Genomic DNA, 22726 nt, shown 5'->3' with positions numbered 1-22726 from the left:
TTTTCAACGACCATGCATGTCAAGCGTCTTCTCCAAAAAATTGGATGGTATCGAGAGCCTGCTAATTACACCTACCTACCCGACGAAAATCACATCGAATTACTTAATTTCTGGACGTCCCAGCCACGCGAGGAAATATGGCTGTATCAATTCATTCTGCAGCATGTAGGCTCCAGGCTGTCTAAGGATAACGGTGTTTTGTTGAGCTCCGTATTCGGTCCCAGGAACGCCATCAAGGAAAGCAGGAGCCGCATAAAAGTATTTTATACGGGCGAGAATGTAAGAAGATTCCACGAATACCGTGACCACTGCCTGAATGATGTTGATATATCGCTTGGGTTCGATGATATAAATCATCCCAAATACGTCCGTTTTCCCATTTGGATATTTTATTTTTTCGGTATTACGCAGACACAGCAGGAAATCCAATATGTATTAGATAACTTCTCGCTCCCCCCTCCACCGGAACGCGGCTTCTGTTCGCTGGTATCAAGCCATGATAAAAACGGCATTCGGACCGGACTCTTCCACGCATTGGGCCGCATCGAACAGGTAACCAGTGCAGGCCGATTGCTAAACAATTCCGATGTGTTGCGAACCCGGTATAACGACGACAAAACAGAAATGCTCCGGGCTTTCAATTTTAATATCTGCCCGGAAAACACGGATTACCCCGGATACGTGACGGAGAAGCTCTTCCAATGTTTCCGGGCCAGTACAGTCCCCATCTATTGGGGCAGTGGTAACGAGCCGGAACCGGATATCGTAAATCCCGACGCCGTGCTTTTCTATCAAGGGAAACATTCCCTCAACCAGCTTGTCCGGCGGGTGGAAGAACTCCATCGGGACCCGGAAAAGTACCGGGCATTTTTAAGACAGCCAAAGTTCAAACCTGCGGCTGCCGCACATATCTGGGAACGAATAAATCTCTTGCGTGAAAAACTGGTTAATCTGGTTAACGGTTAACGCAAACACAAGTAACCTAAAAGCAATAACACAAAAATGTACAACACCCATTTCACGATCTTATAGGTATTGAACTGAAAAAAACCATTTCTGTGATGCTGCCCTTTGAACTCGAATCGCTCGCCAATACCTTTTAAGCGCCCTCTGCGAAGGTTTGCCATAAGCATACCGGTGGAGTACGCAAATTTCAACCGCAGGACATAGTAAAGTATCGGAACCGTCACAGATGCATGCCGTTTAGCAAGCTGTATCCATGTTGCAATTGCCTCAGCAACCACAACCCAACCGAACACGGTTATCCATACAACTAACCCCGAAGAAGAAGCAATAGCAGCCACGGGCAGCACTACAACCATTAAAAATAAAGTCTCCGGAGTATTAGGAAAATCATAGTACGCATATTGGGGATTAAACGCTGCCAGGTAGCTGTTCCCTTCGCCATATCGGAAATGACGCACAAAGTCCGGTTTACCTTCTTTCCACCACGGGTGGCAAACCACCGCTTCCTTCAATGTCCTGTAGTCCCCGCATTGGTTTTTATCACGCACGCTCAAAAAGAAATCCACGTCCTCCCCGCCCCCGAATTTCGGGTATTTTTCCGAAAACCTGATGTCGCCCACGGCACTGCGCTTCACCATCATGTTAGCCGTAGCTCCCCACGAAAATGACGGGGTTTTTTCCGCGATACCGAAAATCATCATCGATCCATTCATCAGCAGTGCTTTTGCAAAGGCCGTGGGCGGAGGTGGCAGCTTAACCAAACCGATGAAACCAATTTCTTCCGGATATCGTTCTATCGCATTCACATAGTGAAACAAAAGCTCATTTTCTGCTCGGATGTCATCGTCCAAAAATAACACCCATTGACCTGTACCTGCTTCCATCCCCCTGTTCCGGCTCAAAGAAGCACCAAGGTTATAGGGATTTATCAATAAGGTAACCAAACCGGTTGCGGCATATGACTCGATTTGCGGTGAGATCTTTACGGCAGGATTATCTACAACGATAAAATAATTAAACGACCAACCTTCCGGTTTTGGCAGGTCAATCAGGGGGATGATATACTTCTCCTCTAACCGATACGAGGGGATAACAATATCAATATTTTTTTTGCTTTGCATTATCACAACCTATCCTACTTTTACTCAATCAACGCAATTTCAATCGATCTATAACAAAGTTCACGCATTTGGGTAATTGTTTTCGGTGAATACCATATAAACTGGTCATGCTTCCGATATAAGTTGCCAACTTGATCTTTTTCGCGGGAGTGGCATTCCATAACCAGGAACCATACCGTTTGATAACTTTAAATCCAAATTTAAAGGCTGTCTGCGGTTGGGGAGCCCATTCTTCCCGGTATTCCGGAATCAGTTCGGCAATAGCTGCATGAAAGTCCAGATTACTACCGAACGCCAACCGCCCCATATACTGCAAATTGGCTCGCTTTGCCGGGATAAGATGCGCAACTCCGAGACGGGGCGATTGCCCCGCAGCGAAACCTTCCCGTACACATAACATGACCATTTGGATGTCTTCTCCACTGGCCAATGTTGCCCCCTTCCTACCAGTCGCCGACAGTTCACCTCCTTTTACCCACGAAACATATGGTTTGAGAATATCCATGCACATGGCTAGACCTGTTCCAAATGGATAACACGGTTGCCAATTTCGGATGGACGCAAATTCTGTGAATCTGATCTCCTTTCCCTGAAAAATATGATAAGCAAGCCCCTCCAGACCATTTGCTATCCCATCTGTGAATTCAACCTCCACATGGCCGGGACCCCAAGCCCCCACGGATGGATGCCTTCTGCGAAGCTCACGCAGTTCCTGTAAGTAAGTTGGTTCAACTTCATTGTCATCATCAAGAAACAATGCCCATTGCCCCTGAGCAGCCCCTATGCCGGCGATCCGGGCATTCACTAGCCCCTGTTCCTTGGCCGGGACAAGGCGGGTATCAGGGCTATTGTTTAAGAAATGCCGCACATATGGACGTTCCGCTAATGGAGGAACGCTGTTGTTGTCAACGACAATCGTTTCGACGCCAATTCCACGCTTGTCCAATAGCCGTACAGCTTCCAAGCACCGAAGCAGCAAGCGATCATCGGGATTGAAAGAGCATATAATGATACTATAGTCCATGTTTGAGATCCGAATGACAATTGCGTTCAATGTTTCCGGGAAGGATGTTTCCAATTGTCCCATATCGCACTTCCCAGCACTTTGACATAACTTGTTTTTTTCGAAGCAGGTTTACGAAAATACGACATAATTGTGTTTTGAACTTGCGTATCAAACCTTTGCCGTCTTCTCCAAAAATCTCTAAATTTAGCTTTATAACCGACTTTATATTCTACATCCCCAATGATTCCTTCTTTGTAAACTGTGCTAAGCAGGTGTAGTTCTTCGACAAAATTATAGCCCGAGCTGTATGCCGGTCCGCTCACATCACCATCGTGTTTGCGAAAATAATTCAGCGCTCTTCCATCGATATTTACCGTGCCTGTCAACGCCAACCGGATCCAAAACAACCAATCGCCACAAAACCGGTAGTCCAAAAAATCCTTTTTTAGGCCAGCATATAACTCTCTCCGCCAAATGGCCATACTCGCATTCCAGATAGCATTACCCTTTACCATGTGTTCCCGCACAAACCGGTCTCCCCGCAGGGATTCCTGAAGTCTGGGATAGTGCGACTGAGATTTGATGCGACCTTCGTCGTCTACCATATAACACTGGCAATAACTGATTACGCAACGACTATCTGCTTCCAAAGGCGGCAATAACGATGCTAAGAGGTTACACTCGCACCAATCATCGCTTTCTGCAATCCAAATATATTTCCCTTTCGCAAGCACGATTCCTTTTTCCCATTGCTTAAATGGACTCCCGCTATTCTCCTCATTATATACAATATGTGATACACTGGTATTTCCACGATAGGATTCAATGATATCCTGACTACCATCCGTCGAACAGTCATCCAACAGAATGATCTCAAAATCTTGGAAAGTTTGTGCAAGCACACTATCAATACGCCTCCGCAAGTACTTTGCATGATTATAGTTTGGGATAATCACAGAAACCGTAGGCATATCTTCTTTTAAAGGTTACACTCATTTCTTGCATACCGTTGCCGGTAATTAACTAAACGAGCAAAAAATTGTTTTCGATACACGGGTTACCCTTATTTCAACAGTCCGAGAAAAGCCAACAGTTTATTGTATGGCTTAGACCAGGTACGGTGGATGCGTAACGGACCACCCAATACATGCCTAAAAAATTCAGTATGCCGGGCATTGAGCAAATCGTTTATCTGTTTTTTCAACTTCCGGGTCCGTATCCGTTTGGAATTGGGCCGGATGCGGTATTGGTAACCGATCATCGGCAACCGGACCACTTCCCCACCGTTTTTAAGCATCGAGATCCAAAAATCCCAGTCTTCTCGCCCTTTCATTTCCGGGCAGTAGCCTCCTGCTTGCTTCCAATCCGACTTCCGGTAGAGCGCGCTGACATGGAGAATATTTTTCCGCGCCAACAAGCGGATATCAAACTCCGGCAGCTTGCGGCGGCCGCTCTTGTCGCCAAAAAATTCACCTTCTGCAGTTACAACCTTTACCTGGGGATGGGCTTCCAATACATGGACCGCTTCGGCGATGAATCCCGGACAGATCCGGTCATCGCCGTCCAACGGCAAGATGTAGGTACCTTTTGCTTCGCTGATACCATAATTCCGTGCTACGGATACACCCTGGTTTTCTTGTTGCAAAAAGGAAATATGATCCAAACGCCTAGCGTAATCTTTGGCAATCGCGGCACCGCCGTCTGTGGATCCATCGTCAACCAAAATGATTTCCATGGGCCGATATGTAGATTCCAGTGCCCAATCAATAGTCTGAGCCAAAAACCCTTCCATGTTGTAAAATGGAATGACGATGGATACCAACGGGTTCATATCTTGTCCCTTCTTTTCAGAAACTTAAGTAGATAATATTTTAACGGGTTGGTATACTTCAGTTGTTTCCAGGGCCGGCTGCCATGTGGCCTATGCCAAACGGGAACATCGTACAGCAGGTAGTTTTTAAACCCCATATCCGTTGCCTGGTAGGAAATAAAGGTATCAAACCAATCTTTTGATTCATTGAGATGAACAAAATCATACTGTTGGAGAAACTCGAGCGAGATCAATGTACAACAGAAACTCAAGCTCTTTTTTGTCTCAATACTACCGGATTCAATGGATTGGTCTTTAAAACGCAGGTAGGGAAAATTGACCGTTCCCTTTTCATCGACCGTAACCGCACCAATAAGGCCTGCATTCGTATGCTGCTTATAAAATTCAAGCAACCGCTCAAACGTATCCGGCTTGACAATGACATCAGACTCTACGATAATTAAGGGGAGACTTTCCTTCAACGCCTGCTGCTGTGCATCCTGGAGGACACGCCTGTAATTGGGTGAAGGGTGACTGGTCAGGTCTTCAAGATGAATTAACCGATAGCCGAATGACCGCTTTTGCTGCTCAAGTACTTCTTTCGTTTCTGCAAGGCTGAAGTCGTTATAAACGATGTGTTTGACCGTCGTTTTACTTGCGTGGACTGCCCGTATGGTTTCCAGTGTGTTTTCGATGGCATCTTTGACTGGAGTAACAACAATTGCTCTGATAGCCGGGAATTCCATTTGCCTATTTATGAATTTTAACCAGTCCCAACCGTTCCTTCCACCGAAATTTCCATAATTTGGCGGTCCAGTCTTTCCGATGTTTTCCTAACATATAAAAATAACCATTTCCTCTGCGGATATCCCCCGGAATTATCCGATACGTAAATCCATGTTTCCACGCAACATAATTGAAGCTTAATTGATCCCGTTTGCTATAGCTTTTGACCATGTACCACCAATCTTCCATTACCCGGATGAGCTGTGGATCATGATGCCTGCGAACCAAGACCGTACCGACTATCAATCCCATACGTTCCGGATATTGGTGGGCACGTAAAAATTCAATATGTTGCTTCATTACCTGTGGATCATCTTTATAAATTCCTTGGTGCTCTGCCAGCTGTTTTAAAAAGTTATACTCGCTATAAATGCAATTGCGCGGGTCACGTTTAGCCTGCTCGTGGTCAAAACAAGCCATTGCGTAATCAGCCAATACCGTCTCAACCAATCTGTCCGGATTGCCGATAACAAGCATATTACCGTCTATAAAGATACTGATCTCATAATCGGGAAAAAATAAATGAGGATTAATTTTTATGAACCGGTTGCTCCGCGTGTAATCTCCTGGAACCGGTGGTTCAATCAGCCGGATTTGCCAGGGTGAAGCCTTCAGGGACGGATTATCGGTGAAACATACGAAATCCCATCCGGCTATTTCCTTTTGGGGCAATAATCCCTCATAGTTTCCAAATATGGCTGTGTATATAACTTTTTGGCTCATCCAACAAGTGACAGCTTTTCAATTCCGTTTAGACACCGGTACTGCCGTGAGGCTTGCTTTTGGCGGAGCAATGTCATATTTTCTTCCTGCGAACTCCAGCTTTCCACATGATACAAATGGTACTGTACCGCAAAGTGCTTGACTGATACAATCCGATAGCCCATTCCCTTGAAACGCCATATCAAATCGATGTCTTCACCAACCGCGGGCCGGGTATAGTCTTCGTCAAATCCATTGATGGCCAACATAGCCTCCTTATAACAGGAAAAATTACACCCTTTTATCGAACTAATGCCGAGCATACGGACAATAGCGTTTGAAAGCGGATTAAGCGGTATATACAGGGCTTCTTCCACAAACTGCGCCCCATCTTTCCGTAATTGCCGGATACGCCCCAATATGCTCCGCTGAAAACACGGCACCGGTGTTTTTTGCAGCTCGCTGCTGAAAAGCGGGCCGAGCTTGACACGTTTACCGGCAAGGATATCTTTCTGACAGGCTAAACGTACATGATTTTCAATAAAATGCGTATGGAGCACACAGTCGCCATCGATAAAAATCAGGTAATCGCCGGAAGCGGCAACAATTGCCCGGTTTAAGGCCTCATTTTTCCGCCATCCCCTGTCTTTCTGGGTAAGGTGGATCAGCGTCAGATCACTTTCATACCCTGCGAGGAATTCCTGCATTTCCCGGCTATCGCCATCTTCTGAAACAATTACCTCATCCGGCTTCCGTGTTTGATAGCGAAGACTGGCAAGCACTGCATTCAAGAACAACGTATTTTTATATACTGATATGATTAAACTGGTTTTAACAGACATACATACATAAACGTTGGCCATCCAATTGGGTTGCTCCATTTGCGCAAAGATAGCGAAATTGAACAAAGACAAAAGCGCGAATCAGCCGATCCGGTGATATTATCAACGTTTGTTTGAGATTTTGGTTATTTTGCTATTTTTGGTCCGACTAATTGTAAATCAATGGAACCACCAATCCAATAATGATCATTTTCAACGAACAGAAAAATCAACTTTGTAATCGCCTGTTTGCTTTTCTACCGTCCATTGCTTTTGCATTGGAGAACAATGAAAAGATGTTGGTACTATTTTTTTCGGAGAAGTATCTATCCTTGTTTCCGAATTTGGCCCAACACAAATTGATAAAATTCTCGCTGTCTTGTAAAGATGTTTATCCCAAAGGATGGCTAAAGGCACTTTACCTGATCACAAAAGGAATCGGTAAGACAGCAGTTTTCGGGCGCAAAGAATTCTCTTTTCTGGATGTATCCCGCAACAGGACCCGGCTCCTTTTTGTAAGGGGCTGGAAAGATCGGTACGCGCCATCCTACCTCGCAAAACATCACGAAGCGATCCAAACCTTATTCGAGCCAACCATTCATGTCAAAACAATGGTAAACAGCGCCTTGCCTTTGAGCGAAGATACGGTACTAATTGGCGTGCATATAAGACGTGGCGACTACAAAAACTATAAGAATGGAATCTACTATTATAGCGACGATGTATATGCTCATTATATGGACCAACTTCAATCAATCCTATCTTCACAGGACAAAAAAGTCAGCTTTCTGCTCTGCTCCAACGAGCCTATTTCCGAAACCTTACTACTGAATTATCCGGTTATCCGAATACCCACAAATGATCCTATGATGGAATTGCATGCACTTTCATGCTGTGATTTCCTCATCGGTCCGCCCAGCACATTTTCCCAGTGGGCATCCTTCATCGGGAAAGTTCCCCTAAAATTCATTAGGAGTAAAGACGAAGAAACCTTTACCCTTTCGGATTTCAATTATATCTTGTCGATCGACCGTTTCAACAATGTCAATCATCCTATTGCTTACTAGCCATCGCAACCAACACCATCAGCAAGCGCATTAATCGGTCGGAACTAACCCTCGGTACAACCGCATCAATTGGTCCGCAATACGGTCATCATCAAAGTGCTGGCTATAAGTAAATCCGCCTCTGATCATTCGTTGACGCAGCTTGGAATCGGTCAGCACCGTACGAAGCGCATCCGAAAGTTCCTCGGCATCCCCAGGAGACACATAACAGCTATGGGGACCTCCGGCTTCGTGAAAACATCCGGTATTTGAAGTGATAACGGGTACCCCCGAGTACAACGCTTCGATAATTGGTATGCCAAAACCTTCGAATAAAGAAGGGTAAACAAAAAGAAGTGCGGATTGATAGAGCACTGCCAACTCATCGATGGTGGTTCCATGGATAAACGTCACCTTAGAAGTGAACTGTCTTTTCTCCATGTAGTCGACAAGTTCCTTTACATATGGCGTTGCTTTTCCAGCAATTACCAAATGTATATCCAGATGCTCAATGGCTTTGACAATGAGCAGGGCATTTTTGCGGGTTTCGATGGTTCCCACGTTGAGTATAAAATCGGGAGGCAGCCCGTATTTGTCACGAATAGCCTGTTTGTCGATTACTGAATACTGCCGCTTGAATGCTGGATGACAGCCCTGGTAAACCACGGTTACTTTGTTGGCGTCAACTTTCAGAAAGTCGACGACATCACGCTTGGTCTGTTCGCTGATAGCTATTACCCGGTCTGCGTGATGGGCAGCATACTTAAACTTATGAAAATAAATGGTCCGGTCAATCTTGGAATACAATTCGGGATACCGTAAAAAAATCAAGTCATGGATGGTGACCACACTTTTGATACCTCGTGTCGAGAGTCCGATTGGCAGTTCACCCGAAAGGCCATGAAACAGTTGAATACCATCGTCCGGAAGATCGTGTATGACATTACGTTGCCGCCACAGATTATAAAACAATCGGTCGAACTGCGACCGCGGCAGTCGCTCAACCACTGTTGCGGTTCCGGATTGAAATAGCCGGTGCACGGCGGGTTTCGGATTATACAGGTAATAGGTATTTTCAGGGTGGTATTTGCTCAGCATCCGTACAAGATCACGCCCGTAATTACCCAATCCTGTACGGTTATGAAATATACGCTTGGCCTCGTAACCGATGTTCATAATCCAATTTCCCGAAGTTTATCAATAACCATTTCAGGTGCAATGAGCTCCATGCTGTCTACACCGTCACACAGGCAGGGTTTGTTGCCATAGATCGAACTCGGCCGGGAAGGATGGTCCACCTGAATGCAATCTTCCAGTTGCTGTCCATAGCCCAAAAACCCCGCATACGGATGTGTAGCTCCCCAGATCGACAGCACGCGCACGCCCATGAGCGATGCCATGTGCATATTTGCTGAATCCATACTGAGCATGACATCCAAATGGGAAATGATAGCCAGCTCCTGCTGTAAAGTAAATCGGCCAACCAGGCTGCGCACGTTTCTAAACCGCTCCTGCCAGTTGTCAGCTACGCGTTGCTCCGCTGTGCCGCCGCCGAAAATGAAAACAGCATGTCCCTGCCGGTCAAGATAATCAATCACTACCTCCATACGCTCAAGCGGGTAGACCTTGGGAAAATGCTGTGCGAAAGGAGCGATACCGACCTTAACGGACTGGATGCCTGAAAATAAGGGCACAGCTACTTCAGGGAGAGACAACGGCAACGGCCGCAACGTATGGCTCAGGGTAATGGGATAGCCTAACTTCCGAAAGACATCCGCATACCGCTCTACCGTGGGCTTCAGTTGTTTCCGTATCTTATTGTGCGGTCTTGTAAGTGCCTTTTTTTCTTTTCTACCCTTATCCAGTTGGCTTACCGGAATTCCTTTTAACCGAAACAGTATAGCTAGCAACCTACTACGAAGGCTATAGTGCAAATCTGCTATCGCCCGGGGAGTATACTGCTGCAGTTCTTTGAAGAGTCGATAAATCCCGCGTATCCCTTTGTGTATACCTTGGGGATAAAATGGATGAAAGATGAGACCAGGGATATTCAGAAAAAAAGGCTTAAATACTTCCCGGCTTACTACTACCAAGGTAAGATCAGGTTGTTGGACCGCCACTTCACGCAATAGGGTCGCTGCCATGGCCACATCGCCCATGGCAGAAAACCGGAAGACCAACAGGGTGGGATTCATTTCCCGTTTCATCACTTTCTCGCTGCATAGAGCACTGGATTTAGGGATGCGTCGTTGTACATTTTCATCTGTTTGTATACTTTCATGTACTTTCTGCCCGTACGGATATCTTCCAACAACTCGTCAATACTCCGACAAAGATCTTCATGCTGGCGGAGCAATATCATGAGCTTCTCCATACACGATGCAACATGGCGGGGAGATGCATCTATTTTTTGAGTTTCCTGGCGCATGTGGTAAATCTTTAAACACAGGATAGACAAACGGTCCAACGCCCACGCAGGGCTTTCCGTATTGATCCGTGCGTCCCTGCGTGGCGACACATGCGAGAAATAACGAAGAAAATAATTATCAATAAATTCGACAGTGTCCGTACGTAACTGATTTGACTCATCAATCCGTCGTTTCCACTCCAAGCCGACAATCGGCTCGATATCCGGATCCCGAACCTCGTCTTCCATATGCCACTGCATGGTATCGATCCAACATTTCCGATACAAAAGATACTCCAGGGTGTGATCGGGATAAGGGTTATGGAAGGGACAATCGATGGAATCAAAAATGTGATAATTTTCAATTACTTGTTCGAATATACGGTTTGCCTTTTCACTAATCATCATATATTGTTCGGAATTAATAGATAACAGCTAAAACATCTTATTCACACTATACGAAAAATGATTCCGAAATGCTACAAATACAGTCTATTTAACAAATCATTCACCCGTTCTTATTGACTTATAAACAATTAGATTGCATTTTGTTTTTCATATTCCCTTAACATAAGCATAAAAATGATGCCAGTTGTGGAAAACAACAGCTTTTCTGTGGTTATATTTCTACGGAACAGGATGGACAGACTGTCAATTGCCGAATAAATCTGCATAGGTTTTTTCCAATGAAAACATTTCGTCGCGGAGTTTGGCAGCCTGAAGGAAGTCCATTTCCTTGGCGGCTTTCTCCATATCTTTGCGTACCTTCTCTATCGCCTGCCGCATCTGTGGCTTGCTCATATATTGTACCAGCGGGTCTGCTGCTACGGCACTGGTCGGTTCGGGTTCCACATAGATTTTCGCTTCGCCGCCCTTAAAGTCGGCTACGGAGGTCTGCTCCAATATAGCTTCGCGCGATTTACCCACAGTTCGTGGCGTGATACCGTGTTCTTCGTTATAGCGGATCTGCTTTTCCCGACGGCGATTGGTTTCATCGATTGTTACCCGCATACTTTCGGTAATGGTATCCGCATACATAATTACGCGGCCCTTGTCGTTGCGGGCAGCACGGCCGATGGTCTGAATGAGCGAACGTTCTGACCGCAGGAACCCCTCTTTATCGGCATCCAGGATAGCCACCAACGTAACCTCGGGCAGGTCCAGCCCCTCACGCAACAAGTTGATTCCTACCAACACATCAAACTCGCCCAGGCGGAGTCCACGTAAAATTTCCACACGTTCCAATGTCTTGACTTCCGAATGGATGTATCGGACACGGATACCTAATTTAGACATGTATTTGGTCAGCTCCTCCGCCATCCGCTTGGTCAAGGTGGTTACTAACACCCTACCTCCTTCTTTGGTCACACGGTCTACCTCGTCCAGCAAATCGTCTACTTGATTGACCACTGGACGGATTTCAATCTGTGGATCCAGCAAGCCTGTAGGCCGTATTACTTGCTCAACAACCACCCCTTCGGTTTTCTGTAGTTCATAATCGCCGGGGGTCGCACTGACATAGATGGTCTGGGTTACCAACGATTCAAACTCGGGGAAATTGAGCGGCCGATTATCCAATGCGGCAGGTAGACGGAAACCAAATTCAACCAACGAGAGCTTGCGGGAACGATCGCCTCCATACATCGCACGGATCTGCGGAATGGTTACGTGGCTTTCATCAATTACCATCAGGTAATCATCGGGGAAGTAGTCCAACAAACAGAAGGGGCGCATACCCGGTTGCCGTCCGTCAAAGAAACGCGAATAATTCTCGATGCCACTGCAATATCCCAGTTCCCGCATCATCTCTAAATCGTAATTAACGCGTTCCTCCAGCCGTTTAGCCTCCAACGGCTTCCCATCGATCAGCAATTGTTCTTTCCGCAACTCCAGCTCTTCTCCGATAGCCCACAGCGAATTGACAAACTTTTCCCGTGGTGTGACAAACAGGTTTGCCGGATACAACGCCATGGTTTCCATTTTTTCCAGCGTCTTACCCGAAATGGGATCAATGACACTCAGCTCATCGACTTCATCCCCAAAAAAGGAAATTCGGTACGCTTCGTCCATATAAGCGGGAAAAACGTCTACGGTATCCCCTTTGACACGGAATGTGCCCCGCTTAAAATCGGTGGTGGTACGCGCATATAAAATCTCCACCAGCCGATGCAGAAAGGCATTTCGGCTCACGACTGTGCCAACCCCGAAGCGAAATACCGAACGGGAGAAGTCTTCGGGATTACCCATACCGTAGATGCACGACACAGAGGAAACCACGATCACATCGCGCCGGCCCGACATCAAAGCAGAAGTGGTACGTAACCGTAGCTTTTCAATTTCATCGTTAATAGCCAAATCTTTTTCAATGTACGTATTGCTTGACGCTATATACGCTTCCGGTTGGTAATAATCATAATAAGAAACAAAGTAATTAACTGCGTTCTCTGGAAAAAATTGCTTGAACTCCCCATAAAGTTGGGCTGCCAATGTCTTGTTATGGCTCAAAATCAATGTTGGCTTCTGAGTTTGCTGGATGACATTCGCAATCGTGAATGTTTTGCCGGAGCCGGTAACCCCCAGCAGCGTTTGGTACATTTCGCCGGCATTGACCCCTTCGACCAGTTGACGGATGGCCTCCGGTTGGTCACCCGTAGGTGTATATTCGGAAGTGAGCTTGAATTTCATCTATACTGAGCCATAAAACCAAGATAGACTTGGATTGTTTAAGACAAGAATACAAAGGTAACAAATAAGAAGTAAATTGGTTATATTTGAACATGCTCAACGTCCTGACTAAACAGAATAGCGCCGCCAATCATTTCCTTGCCGAAATCCGTGACAAGGATCTGCAACAAGACCGCATGCGCTTTCGCCGAAACCTTGAACGTTTGGGCGAAATCTTCGCCTACGAAATCAGTAAAACACTGACCTATGTACCTGCTGAGATCGAAACCCCGCTGGGCATTGCTGAAACCTCTCTCTTATCCGAACAACCCGTACTGGCCACCGTCCTTCGGGCCGGCATCCCTATGCATCAGGGTATGTTAAATGTATTTGACCAAGCGGATTGTGCTTTCATTGGTGCTTACCGAAAAACCAAAAAAAGTGGTACATTCGAAATCCGCAAGGAATACGTAAGCACCGTCAACCTGGATAACCGAACACTGATTCTTATCGATCCGATGTTAGCAACAGGCAAGACGGTTGTGCTTACCTGTAAAGAGCTACTTGATGATTTTGCCATCAAGTCGCTCATCGTCGTATCTGCGATCGCCAGTGAAGAGGGCATCACACACGTACAAGCCTTCTTACCACAAGCGCAACTCTGGGTGGGCAACATAGACAGCGAGCTAACCAGCAAGGCCTATATCGTTCCGGGATTGGGCGATGCGGGAGATCTCGCTTATGGGATGAAGGAATAGTCGGTTATCGGCTTTCAGATGACGGTTATCAGCCAACGGTGTTCAAAACCGATTGAATGTTAATAAAAACTTCACACTAAGTTATTGGGGTTAAGGCACTTTAATTGGTAACTTTATATCGTATATCAATTGCGTTCTTTTCCGTATCCATTAAAACCCATCTTTTATGACTTGGAAAAAATTCAGCGGCGAACCCATCCGCCAACCCATTCTCGACGAAGTATCTGCTACCATTGCGCGCGAATACCAGTTGGGCAATAAACTCAAAGTCTGCATCGGAACCGACTCACAGGTGAAAGGTGCAATTACGGAATTTGCCACCGTTATTGTGTTTGTCCGTGAAAAGAAAGGAGGTTTCATGTATATCCATCAAGACCGGACCTCTCTTAAAATGAGCATCAAGGAGCGCATGCTGGCCGAAGTACAGCGTTCCATTGAGACTGCCTATTCACTTTGCGACACATTGGACCGCTACGAGGTTGATCTGGAAGTACATGCCGATATCAACACGAACCCCATGTTCAAATCTAACCAGGCGTTACACGACGCTATGGGCTACATTCTGAGTATGGGGTTCGTGTTCAAGGCTAAACCCGAAGCATTTGCCAGCTCAGCCTGTGCGAATAAGGTGGTGCAGTAATCGGGAGGAGCTCATTACTCGATAACGACGGAATCAGATGGCAATGTGGTATCTCCCATCAGAAATGCCTTCATATCCATGTAGTACGATAGCGGTGGAACGGCGTTCTCTTTTAAATAGGGGATTCGTTTTTTGTTACAGAGGGAATAGAACTCTTCCAATTGCCTAACCAACGATTCTTTCCTCCAGCGGCTATCGCCTACTTTTAGAAAATGAGGCCCATCAGGCACACCGGTTTTTTTTGCTATTTCCAATAAGGCATAAGTTAAGGGCATGCGGGCGATTTTAACCCGTTCAAGCAGTTCCGCATCAGATGCCACCTTACGCTCTGCCCGGTCGAACAGCTGTCCATAATGTTGCAAAGCTTCGGTGCTTAAAAAACCTGATAGATGATCTTCAGGTGCACCGTATATGGTGAGTCTGATGTTAGATTCATCCAATAAATTGTGCATGGATTGAATGTATTTATCGATATAACGTCCCGCCTTTCCGTAATATCCGTTCAGAAAGTCAGTCATTTCCCTTGAGATATCCACTTCAGGATCCCACAATAGTTTGGCAATCAGATAAGGACGCAGTTCCGCGAATTCTCCTCCGCTGGTAATATTACCTTGCTGAAAATGAACATGCACACCATGGCTGTTGAAATATTGGATATTGGGTTGCAATGTGCGTAAATTCGGGAACGGCGCATATAGGTTTGAAAACTGTACGACATAATCCCACATTATGATATTATCGGTCAATTTTCCCCAACCTTCAAAGTCCTTTCGAAAGTCAGCGCTAAGGCTGTCGGTTGCAATCGGCCGCTGCCGGTCGCACTCAATCGTGCACAACATGATATTCACATTGCTATCAAGATTCAGATGTTGCGGAGGGCGACGGCTGTAACGATAAGCCAGCGTTGATATCACATGGTTCGGAAATTGTTTGGCAATATCATTCACGAATGTAACAAGAGATCCACTTGGTGAACCCGTTATGGAATCAATTTTGGCACACTCCTCACATGTACATTCGTACCCGCTATGCGCATAGGTGTCATTCTGGCTAACCGACCAATATTCGGCGTATGGGTTCTCACGTATAAAATTGCTTAATTTCTCAACTATAAGCTGGCGCACTTCCCGATTGCTCAAGCACAGCTGGGCCTGCAGATGCGGGTCATCCTGAAACCCACGTCTTTTACCGTCAACTAAAGCGAAATATTCGGGGTGCGTCGCAAAATACTTCCCAGCCGGTATAAATGTGCTGAAGGTATGTACCCACAGCCCCCAATCGGGCTGCATTTGATCAAGTTTATGCCAGTCTCGATAAAATGGGTCTTTTGCTACATGATAGAAGACATTGCGATAGCTGTTTTGGGGTTGCTGCACATCGTAAAGCGTTGCTGGCAACACAATTCGTCTTCGCTTCGGATACGTAAGTACCTGTGGTTCGTAACAACGATATCCTAAATATTTTTCAAAAAATGAATATACACCGTACAATATGCCCTTGCCGCCACCGCCGTCAATAATAAGCCGGTTCTTCTCCACTTTAATTACAAAGCCGTCTTGTCCAAGTGTACGCTCTGTTTCAAGCAAACCTGTGGAACCCTCACGGATAACCACCTCTTTGTCGCTGGCCGAAGTACCTGTAACCAACGGCAAAGAAACACCTGCCCGCATTTCAAACAGACGCTGGAATTCGTCGGCGGCATGCTTTGTTAACGCAGAAGCGTCTGAAGATATTCTTATTTGGTAAGCAGAACGGCCATGATTGGCTAACTGCAGCAACTGATTAGCAGATAGAATAAACGGAATGAACTGAATAAAAAGAAATAATGTGCCTCTTGTTATCATCGTATTTTATTGTAAATAAGTTAAAATTCCATCCTGAATATTACTTCGGACTGACAACGAGGTTCACTACCACGTGTACACCAATATATCGCCCGGTGCCACTGGCAATTTACTGATATAGGCGTCAGCATTCACGATACGCCCATCTTTCAACACGCGCTTCAGCCGCTGATCGCCCGCTATGGTCACTGACATGTTTTGCTTAAAATCACGGTTTACAACAACCAAATAAGACTTATTTTCTTTTTTTAAGACCGATACAATAGCTCCTTCACCTTCCGTCTCAAATTTTGTAATCACATCAGGTAGCTTTTCCAATCGATGGGTGCCTTGTGGAATTTTCGCTCCGGTATGTGATACCGAAATCACTTCGGCATTCAAAAAAACGTCGGATAAAGCGCTGATTTCATGATTCATCTGGGTGATGTAATCATAAATTTCCGTCCGCTTTTTGGTGTCGTATTCAATCGGGCCATGATGAAAATCCCACGTACCTGGCTTTGGTGTCCAATAGGTGAAATATTGAATCCCTTGAGCCCCATACGCTAAATTGCTATATACCTGTACCCGAATCTCTGCGGGCGTGGGGATTGGGTAAGGTTCGTGGGCAACGGTTAATGCAAATCCCCAAAAAGGTTTTCCTGCTTTGCGGGCCTCGTCTGAAAAGATCTCCAGATTTTCATAATACTGTTCACGCATGGTACGATGACCGGATGTATCTACGATGATGGGATAGTGATCAAACGATAACAATTGAAGCGGCACTTCTTTGATAAACAGTTGTACGTGTTCACGATATGTCTCCGTGCCTAAGGCTTCTTTCGACGCGTAATTTGGAAAAAGGTTGAGGTAGCAGAAATGTTCATTGTCAACCGCTTGGATACGTCTTGCCCATTTTCCCAATTCAGGGAAATCGGCACGCCCCGGTTCGTCTCTCAGGAAATAACCTGCCAACGCCGGATGGTCTTTGAATTGCCGAGCAATCTTTTCAGGCTCCTTCTCCAATTCCGGACAGTGGATGATCATCTTAACCCCTACCTTCTGAGCCGATTCCATAGCCGCGGCAAGTTCATCCACGCTATTGAAAAACGTAAAGTTATGGGTGATACCCGATTGGCGTAGCTCCTCATAACGCTCCACCGTACTTTCCTCGGATGATACTCCATACCACGCAAGGATGGGAATTTGCTCCGCCGTATTCCTTTTCTGCTGTGCGAGCAATGGCGTGGAACATCCAATCAGACTGATGAATAAAAACAGATGTTTCATTGTAGTAGCTTATTTATCGTAGTGTTAGAAATCTACAACATCAAACACGGGATAATTAGTTGATCGCTATTTCATATAGCATGACCCCATGAAGCGGAATATCGGTGCGAATATGCAACATTCCATTCTCCAAATTGAACTGCTCCGCTACCGGGTGTATCTCGGCGCAAGAACGGTAAAATGGCTCTCGGCTCTTAAAAAATGTCACATGCTTGGCATCTTTCAATGTCGGTGGCTGAATGACAAAACTATCTGACGACCACCCGAAATCGTCCGCAGTAATCCCCATGCGTTCCCGGTCAGCCAACCACTCGTCAAAAAAATTCGAATCGTCACTAACCAAACTTCTCGTAGCCACTAGCTTTTGGCTCTTCGAATCGATTCCACGGATCGTACAGGATATTTCGCGGATAGCAGCATGGTGTAGGGAGTCTGAGTAAGCATAAAATAAAAGGTATAACTTCTTTCTTTGTTTATCCCACGCGGCTATAGCTCCGATATCCTCTCCCGGCACACTTTTTCCAGCATGGTGCTCCAATGGCAAACGGATACTTCCTTCCATTTTATAAAATAATGCCGATGTTTGGGCCGAGACGGAAGGAATACCCGAAGATATACCGTGTGTCGTATATGCCCAATGGCTGAAATAATCAACATCCGTATCCATTAGGATCCGATATAACCGCGCATCATAAGCAGCCTGCCACGTTTGTCCTACCGCTCTGGGAAATAAAGGTTTGCCGTCCATCCCTGAAAGGATACGGCCCTCATCCACCCCATAGAAAAGCTTGTCAAAGCCTTCCTTTATGGCGGCTTTTCTCAATAAGTCAATCGTTTCCACGAAAGAAACATTTCCCGCAACCCGCTTACCGGGGCGTTCATCGTAATATGAGGCGGCCAAAAAATTCAGGCGGGTTCCCGTTTTGCCAGTGCAATAATTTTTACCCCGGGCACAGTGAGCAATTAATTGCCGCTCATCCCACAAGCCTTCCGATACGGTCATACTATGTGCCCCTACGCAGCTATTTTTTCCCAACACCTGCTCTATCGCATCTACGGTATAGTCATATAATTTGAAATAGGCATCTCTTGTCTTTTCGGGATCATCCGCTACTGAAAACCACGATTTGTTTTCATACTCCGTAACCACCCCGAACCGCCATGCCTGCACGTTCTTCCTGCCAAACTCGCCCACCAGTGCATACATCATCGCTTTAATATACGCGTGCCATAAGTTGTAATCGTAGGGAGGACAAACATTCACACCGAAATCTTTGCTGACCTCCGGGTTTGCCGCGTATTTCAAGGGTACGTTTCCTAATTTCAGGTGCGGTGTAAGTTCTTGTCTCACAATATTCCGGCATGCCCGGATCAGCGGTGAAAAATCATAATCATCGGTCACCGAACGATCATGCGGATCTTTAAATAGGTCCCGTTCTACGCTTCCGCCAGCTGCTGTCATCAACTGGATATAGCGGACATAAGGGAAATTTTTACGGAAATAATCATCCGGCTGCTGCTCCATATCGTCATGCCATTCCGCTGCGTAATTCCAGACATTGATGTGATCCACAGGGTTCCAGATTTTAGGGCCCAATTGCTGGATGCTGACATGGAATGCGTGATGCGCTGTGTCTACTAAAGGCAATGAATTATGAGGTATCAAATGGTTATGCGCGTCCGTCAATAGCGGCGAGAAGCCTATCAGGAGCGGCACTAAGAATAGTATAGCGTACTTCATCATTTTCTTTGCCATTCGCACTGTCAATCTTTGCTTCAGTAAGATAGTTGATACTTATCACCGACTTGCGACATGAAAATTGTGTTTTAATTGGTTACTAACTAATCACAAACTACAAGCGAACATAGGGGTTTATGGGTGTGGGTGCAACCTGCACCATACTGGTTGGTGTCATCATGCGGTTTATCGATGCTGTTGGGGCAAAATCAATACACTTAATTACCGGGAAAGCAAATAGTCAATTTTTATTTCTATTTTCGATGTTCATTTATAACTATCAAACGACAGGTAATATGAACATCCGCTATTTGCTGTTCCCGCTGCTCATATTTGGTTTGTCTTTTTGTATGGCGGCCATTGGGGCGGAAAAGCCCGGATTTACACTATGGCAATTGCCGGCGCAGTCCTCCTCACAGATGAACTCATATGTACTCTTAACAGACAATGGTAAGGTATGCGTGATGGATGGGGGCACAGCCGCTGATGCCTCATACCTAAGAGGGTTCCTCGCTGCACTGGGAAATGAAGTGGAGGCTTGGTTTATTACACACCCCCACAGCGATCACATCGGCGCGCTGAACGAAATCCTGAAAGCTCCGGTTGGCCTGAAGATTCACACGATTTATCATGCTGAATTGTCAACTTCGTTTGTGCAGCAATACGAAAAGGGAGCCGAAGGGCTCACCAAAGAATTTTATGAGAATGTGCGAAAATTTGACGGTAAAGTCGTCAACATGACCGAACCCGGATTGGTCATTTCCATGGGAAATACGACATTTAAGATCTTGGGAGTCAAAAATGAAGAAATTACAACAAATCCATATAACAACCAAAGCGTGGTCATCAAAGTCTGGGACACAAAGAAATCGGTATTATTTCTTGCTGATCTGGGAATTGAAGGTGGGGACAAACTGTGGAACGGTCCGTACCGGTCAGACCTGACCTGTGACTATTTACAGATGGCCCATCACGGCCAAAATGGCGTAAGCAAAGATTTTTATCGGAACATCAGCTTTAGGGCCTGCTTATGGCCAACCCCGCGCTGGCTGCACGACAACGATGCCGGAAACGGATATAACACCCACAATTGGGAGACGATAGAAATCAGGAATTTGATGAACGAAATCGGCATCAAAGAACATTATTGGCAATTTGAAGGCCTCCATAAAATCGAATAAATAGTGATGCAATGACATCCATTCATCGGCACGATACAGACAAGGAACTGGTTACGAAACTCCGGCAGGATGATGAAGCCGCTCTTTCCGAAATATATGAGCGGTACTGGGATCGGCTGTTTGTAGTTGCCGCTAACCGTTTGGGCGACCCGCAGGAGGCCGAGGAATGTGTACAGGATGTCCTGTATAAGCTGTGGCGACTGAGAGAAACACTACACATCGAAAATGATGACCTTTCTGGGTATCTAGCTGTCAGCATCCGCAACCAAGTGTTTAATCGCAGACTGAAACGTCACCGTGAGCGCCTGCGAGTGGCCGAATACGAGACGACCGATGCCGGACACCCTTCTCCCGAACTCGTGCTGATTGCGAAAGAGTTGCAAAAACGTATCGACCGTGCCATAAACAACTTACCCACCCAATGCCGGATTGTATTCGAATTGAGCCGGCAAGAAGGCAAAACCGTAAAACAGGTGGCTGATCAGCTAGCCATATCTGAGAATACCGTAAAATATCACCTGAAAAAAGCCAACCGTGACATCCGCGAAAGTCTGGACTTAAGTGTATGGCTGGCGGTGATTTATTATTTTTTCCAAAAATAACCTACCCGTCCAACCCGTTTTGGTGTCTATACTAAAAAACCAATTACGGAAATGGACCAAGATAACCGCATCGACGACCTGATTGCTAAATTAAAAGCGGGAACACTCACCGACGAGGAACTGGCGGATCTAACCGATTGGTACAATAGTTTTGATGATACGCAAATAACACTGCCTACGACTGGGGAAGATACTGTAGAAGAGCTGAAAGCGCGTATGTATCAGCGGTTAATGAAACAAATAAAACCAGGAAGCCATGCAACTCGCACACGAACCATGCGGTGGCTCCCCTATACAGCGGCCGCAATACTGGCAGTAGCCGGTATGTGGTACGTGATAAGGAACACAACGAATGATCCTGCGGCAGTTGAAGTGACGGCTGAGGACATCGTACCCGGTGGTAACCGGGCGATGTTGACATTAGCTGATGGCCGGACGGTCTCGCTGAGCGAAGCACAATCCGGAATTATGGTAGGAGATGGAATTACGTACTTTGACGGGAGTTCTGTGATCGGTGAACAGGGCGATAGCAGACTAAATCCAGCTGATTCAGGTCTACAAAGTCACGCGCACAATCGTTCACTCATGCTGAGCACCCCGAGAGGAGGCACCTACCAAATAGCACTACCCGATGGAACGCTGGTATGGCTCAATTCGTCCTCTATGCTGAAATATCCGAGCCGGTTTGATGGCCCCGAACGTGTGGTAGAGTTAGCAGGTGAGGCATATTTTGACGTAAGCAAACAGCAAAAAAAACCATTTAAAGTGATAAGCGATGGCCAGGTGGTAGAAGTACTGGGCACGCAATTTAATATCGCCGCTTACTCCGATGAGCCCCGAACAAGAACAACATTGGTAACAGGAAGTGTGCGCGTAGTGCCAAGCATCGATGCTGGATCGCCAATCACCATAATGCCGGGCCAGCAGTCTATCATCATGGATGGGGATGTTCAGGTGGCAGCCGTGGATACCAACCAATACATTGCCTGGAAGCAGGGATTTTTCTATTTCGATGCTACTCCCCTGGAAGAGATGCTAAAACAGATTGAGCGGTGGTATGATGTGAAAGTGGTTTATAAACGAGGCATTCCCAACGAAACTTTCACGGGAAAATTCAGGCGAGATGTTTCATTAAAAGGTGCAATCAACATTCTGCGCCTGTCCCTGATTGATGCGAAACTAGCTAACAGAACACTGATTATAAATTGATCGTAAAATAACCAATAGATAACTTAAAAATGCAAAAATATGAGATGAACATGTGACCCCATAAGATGAACAAGGGAAGTGCTGCGAACACTCCCCTTACCGTTCAGAAAAAACCAGTAATAAAAAGCGTATTAAAACCAGTTAATTAACTTATCT

At 45.9% G+C, this 22726-nt stretch carries 21 protein-coding genes; 7 read left to right on the top strand and 14 right to left on the bottom strand.

What is annotated here, in order from left to right; translation table 11 throughout:
* The first annotated feature begins 12 nt into the window (after positions 1–12).
* Positions 13–966, top strand: a complete 954-nt coding sequence (locus tag IEX60_RS12910; protein ID WP_188751270.1) for a glycosyltransferase family 10 domain-containing protein — start codon at positions 13–15, stop codon at positions 964–966.
* Here IEX60_RS12910 and IEX60_RS12905 read toward each other — a convergent pair.
* The 7 genes from IEX60_RS12905 to IEX60_RS12875 all read right to left on the bottom strand — a co-directional run bounded on the left by IEX60_RS12905 (position 963) and on the right by IEX60_RS12875 (position 7233).
* A complete protein-coding gene (locus tag IEX60_RS12905; RefSeq protein WP_188751269.1) occupies positions 963–2087 on the bottom strand; it encodes a glycosyltransferase family 2 protein in 1125 nt (374 codons plus the stop codon). The genes IEX60_RS12910 and IEX60_RS12905 overlap by 4 nt on opposite strands.
* A gap of 28 nt (positions 2088–2115) precedes the next feature.
* Positions 2116–3174, bottom strand: coding sequence for a glycosyltransferase (locus IEX60_RS12900; RefSeq protein ID WP_188751268.1), 1059 nt, complete (start codon positions 3172–3174; stop codon positions 2116–2118).
* A complete protein-coding gene (locus IEX60_RS12895) occupies positions 3138–4064 on the bottom strand; it encodes a glycosyltransferase family 2 protein (protein WP_188751267.1) in 927 nt (308 codons plus the stop codon). The genes IEX60_RS12900 and IEX60_RS12895 overlap by 37 nt, the downstream gene beginning before the upstream one ends.
* A gap of 92 nt (positions 4065–4156) precedes the next feature.
* On the bottom strand, positions 4157–4924 hold the full coding sequence (locus tag IEX60_RS12890) for a glycosyltransferase family 2 protein (protein WP_188751266.1): 768 nt from the start codon (positions 4922–4924) through the stop codon (positions 4157–4159).
* A complete protein-coding gene (locus tag IEX60_RS12885; protein ID WP_229717553.1) occupies positions 4921–5649 on the bottom strand; it encodes a glycosyltransferase in 729 nt (242 codons plus the stop codon). Before IEX60_RS12885 ends, IEX60_RS12890 begins: the two co-directional genes overlap by 4 nt.
* Positions 5650–5653: 4 nt before the next feature.
* A complete protein-coding gene (locus IEX60_RS12880; RefSeq protein WP_188751265.1) occupies positions 5654–6412 on the bottom strand; it encodes a glycosyltransferase domain-containing protein in 759 nt (252 codons plus the stop codon).
* Positions 6409–7233: a glycosyltransferase gene (locus IEX60_RS12875; protein WP_262892318.1), complete on the bottom strand. Its 825-nt coding sequence runs from the start codon at positions 7231–7233 to the stop codon at positions 6409–6411. Before IEX60_RS12875 ends, IEX60_RS12880 begins: the two co-directional genes overlap by 4 nt.
* A 182-nt stretch (positions 7234–7415) precedes the next feature.
* On the opposite strand from IEX60_RS12875, the gene IEX60_RS12870 reads away from it, so the two are divergent.
* Entirely contained in the window at positions 7416–8279 is an 864-nt protein-coding gene (locus tag IEX60_RS12870; protein ID WP_188751263.1) for an alpha-1,2-fucosyltransferase, read from the top strand.
* A 30-nt stretch (positions 8280–8309) separates the two neighbouring features.
* Here IEX60_RS12870 and IEX60_RS12865 read toward each other — a convergent pair whose 3' ends face one another.
* From IEX60_RS12865 to uvrB, 4 genes are all read right to left on the bottom strand, one after another.
* Positions 8310–9434, bottom strand: coding sequence for a glycosyltransferase family 4 protein (locus IEX60_RS12865; RefSeq protein ID WP_188751262.1), 1125 nt, complete (start codon positions 9432–9434; stop codon positions 8310–8312).
* Entirely contained in the window at positions 9431–10465 is a 1035-nt protein-coding gene (locus tag IEX60_RS12860; protein ID WP_229717552.1) for a glycosyltransferase family 9 protein, read from the bottom strand. Before IEX60_RS12860 ends, IEX60_RS12865 begins: the two co-directional genes overlap by 4 nt.
* Positions 10465–11070, bottom strand: coding sequence for a DUF4254 domain-containing protein (locus tag IEX60_RS12855; protein WP_188751445.1), 606 nt, complete (start codon positions 11068–11070; stop codon positions 10465–10467). Before IEX60_RS12855 ends, IEX60_RS12860 begins: the two co-directional genes overlap by 1 nt.
* Positions 11071–11316: 246 nt before the next feature.
* Positions 11317–13350 carry an excinuclease ABC subunit UvrB gene (gene uvrB, locus IEX60_RS12850; protein WP_188751261.1) on the bottom strand — a complete coding sequence of 678 codons (2034 nt, stop codon included), beginning with the start codon at positions 13348–13350 and terminating at the stop codon, positions 11317–11319.
* A 92-nt stretch (positions 13351–13442) separates the two neighbouring features.
* On the opposite strand from uvrB, the gene upp reads away from it, so the two are divergent.
* Positions 13443–14087, top strand: coding sequence for a uracil phosphoribosyltransferase (gene upp / locus IEX60_RS12845; protein ID WP_188751443.1), 645 nt, complete (start codon positions 13443–13445; stop codon positions 14085–14087).
* 166 nt (positions 14088–14253) lie between these two features.
* Positions 14254–14727, top strand: a complete 474-nt coding sequence (locus tag IEX60_RS12840) for a ribonuclease H-like YkuK family protein (RefSeq protein ID WP_188751260.1) — start codon at positions 14254–14256, stop codon at positions 14725–14727.
* A 14-nt stretch (positions 14728–14741) separates the two neighbouring features.
* On the opposite strand, the gene IEX60_RS12835 is transcribed toward IEX60_RS12840, so the two are convergent.
* The 3 genes from IEX60_RS12835 to IEX60_RS12825 form a co-directional block, all read right to left on the bottom strand.
* Positions 14742–16571, bottom strand: a complete 1830-nt coding sequence (locus IEX60_RS12835) for a glycoside hydrolase family 20 protein (protein ID WP_188751259.1) — start codon at positions 16569–16571, stop codon at positions 14742–14744.
* A 66-nt stretch (positions 16572–16637) separates the two neighbouring features.
* Entirely contained in the window at positions 16638–17840 is a 1203-nt protein-coding gene (locus tag IEX60_RS12830) for a beta-galactosidase (RefSeq protein WP_188751258.1), read from the bottom strand.
* Between the two features lie 55 nt (positions 17841–17895).
* Entirely contained in the window at positions 17896–19584 is a 1689-nt protein-coding gene (locus IEX60_RS12825) for a GH39 family glycosyl hydrolase (protein WP_188751256.1), read from the bottom strand.
* Positions 19585–19874: 290 nt separating this feature from the next.
* Between IEX60_RS12825 and IEX60_RS12820 the strand changes: the two genes are divergently transcribed.
* From IEX60_RS12820 to IEX60_RS12810, 3 genes are read left to right on the top strand one after another with little or no spacing between them, the layout of a single operon-like run.
* On the top strand, positions 19875–20759 hold the full coding sequence (locus tag IEX60_RS12820) for a ComEC/Rec2 family competence protein (RefSeq protein WP_188751253.1): 885 nt from the start codon (positions 19875–19877) through the stop codon (positions 20757–20759).
* 11 nt (positions 20760–20770) lie between these two features.
* A complete protein-coding gene (locus tag IEX60_RS12815; protein WP_188751251.1) occupies positions 20771–21361 on the top strand; it encodes an RNA polymerase sigma factor in 591 nt (196 codons plus the stop codon).
* A gap of 51 nt (positions 21362–21412) precedes the next feature.
* Positions 21413–22570: a FecR family protein gene (locus IEX60_RS12810; RefSeq protein ID WP_188751249.1), complete on the top strand. Its 1158-nt coding sequence runs from the start codon at positions 21413–21415 to the stop codon at positions 22568–22570.
* The last annotated feature ends 156 nt before the right edge of the window (positions 22571–22726 follow it).

Origin of the sequence: Parapedobacter defluvii (assembly GCF_014642075.1) — a bacterium.
Taxonomy (GTDB): Bacteria; Bacteroidota; Bacteroidia; order Sphingobacteriales; family Sphingobacteriaceae; genus Parapedobacter; species Parapedobacter defluvii.
Note: the sequence above shows the minus strand (reverse complement) of the source record. Positions and strands in the feature narration are given on the sequence as shown.

Coding starts and splice junctions, on each gene's coding strand:
- IEX60_RS12910 (WP_188751270.1), top strand. CDS start 13: ATGCATGTCAAGCGTCTTCTCCAAAAAATTGGATGGTATCGAGAGCCT.
- IEX60_RS12905 (WP_188751269.1), bottom strand. CDS start 2,087: ATGCAAAGCAAAAAAAATATTGATATTGTTATCCCCTCGTATCGGTTA.
- IEX60_RS12900 (WP_188751268.1), bottom strand. CDS start 3,174: ATGGGACAATTGGAAACATCCTTCCCGGAAACATTGAACGCAATTGTC.
- IEX60_RS12895 (WP_188751267.1), bottom strand. CDS start 4,064: ATGCCTACGGTTTCTGTGATTATCCCAAACTATAATCATGCAAAGTAC.
- IEX60_RS12890 (WP_188751266.1), bottom strand. CDS start 4,924: ATGAACCCGTTGGTATCCATCGTCATTCCATTTTACAACATGGAAGGG.
- IEX60_RS12885 (WP_229717553.1), bottom strand. CDS start 5,649: ATGGAATTCCCGGCTATCAGAGCAATTGTTGTTACTCCAGTCAAAGAT.
- IEX60_RS12880 (WP_188751265.1), bottom strand. CDS start 6,412: ATGAGCCAAAAAGTTATATACACAGCCATATTTGGAAACTATGAGGGA.
- IEX60_RS12875 (WP_262892318.1), bottom strand. CDS start 7,233: ATGTCTGTTAAAACCAGTTTAATCATATCAGTATATAAAAATACGTTG.
- IEX60_RS12870 (WP_188751263.1), top strand. CDS start 7,416: ATGATCATTTTCAACGAACAGAAAAATCAACTTTGTAATCGCCTGTTT.
- IEX60_RS12865 (WP_188751262.1), bottom strand. CDS start 9,434: ATGAACATCGGTTACGAGGCCAAGCGTATATTTCATAACCGTACAGGA.
- IEX60_RS12860 (WP_229717552.1), bottom strand. CDS start 10,465: ATGAAACGGGAAATGAATCCCACCCTGTTGGTCTTCCGGTTTTCTGCC.
- IEX60_RS12855 (WP_188751445.1), bottom strand. CDS start 11,070: ATGATTAGTGAAAAGGCAAACCGTATATTCGAACAAGTAATTGAAAAT.
- uvrB (WP_188751261.1), bottom strand. CDS start 13,350: ATGAAATTCAAGCTCACTTCCGAATATACACCTACGGGTGACCAACCG.
- upp (WP_188751443.1), top strand. CDS start 13,443: ATGCTCAACGTCCTGACTAAACAGAATAGCGCCGCCAATCATTTCCTT.
- IEX60_RS12840 (WP_188751260.1), top strand. CDS start 14,254: ATGACTTGGAAAAAATTCAGCGGCGAACCCATCCGCCAACCCATTCTC.
- IEX60_RS12835 (WP_188751259.1), bottom strand. CDS start 16,571: ATGATAACAAGAGGCACATTATTTCTTTTTATTCAGTTCATTCCGTTT.
- IEX60_RS12830 (WP_188751258.1), bottom strand. CDS start 17,840: ATGAAACATCTGTTTTTATTCATCAGTCTGATTGGATGTTCCACGCCA.
- IEX60_RS12825 (WP_188751256.1), bottom strand. CDS start 19,584: ATGATGAAGTACGCTATACTATTCTTAGTGCCGCTCCTGATAGGCTTC.
- IEX60_RS12820 (WP_188751253.1), top strand. CDS start 19,875: ATGAACATCCGCTATTTGCTGTTCCCGCTGCTCATATTTGGTTTGTCT.
- IEX60_RS12815 (WP_188751251.1), top strand. CDS start 20,771: ATGACATCCATTCATCGGCACGATACAGACAAGGAACTGGTTACGAAA.
- IEX60_RS12810 (WP_188751249.1), top strand. CDS start 21,413: ATGGACCAAGATAACCGCATCGACGACCTGATTGCTAAATTAAAAGCG.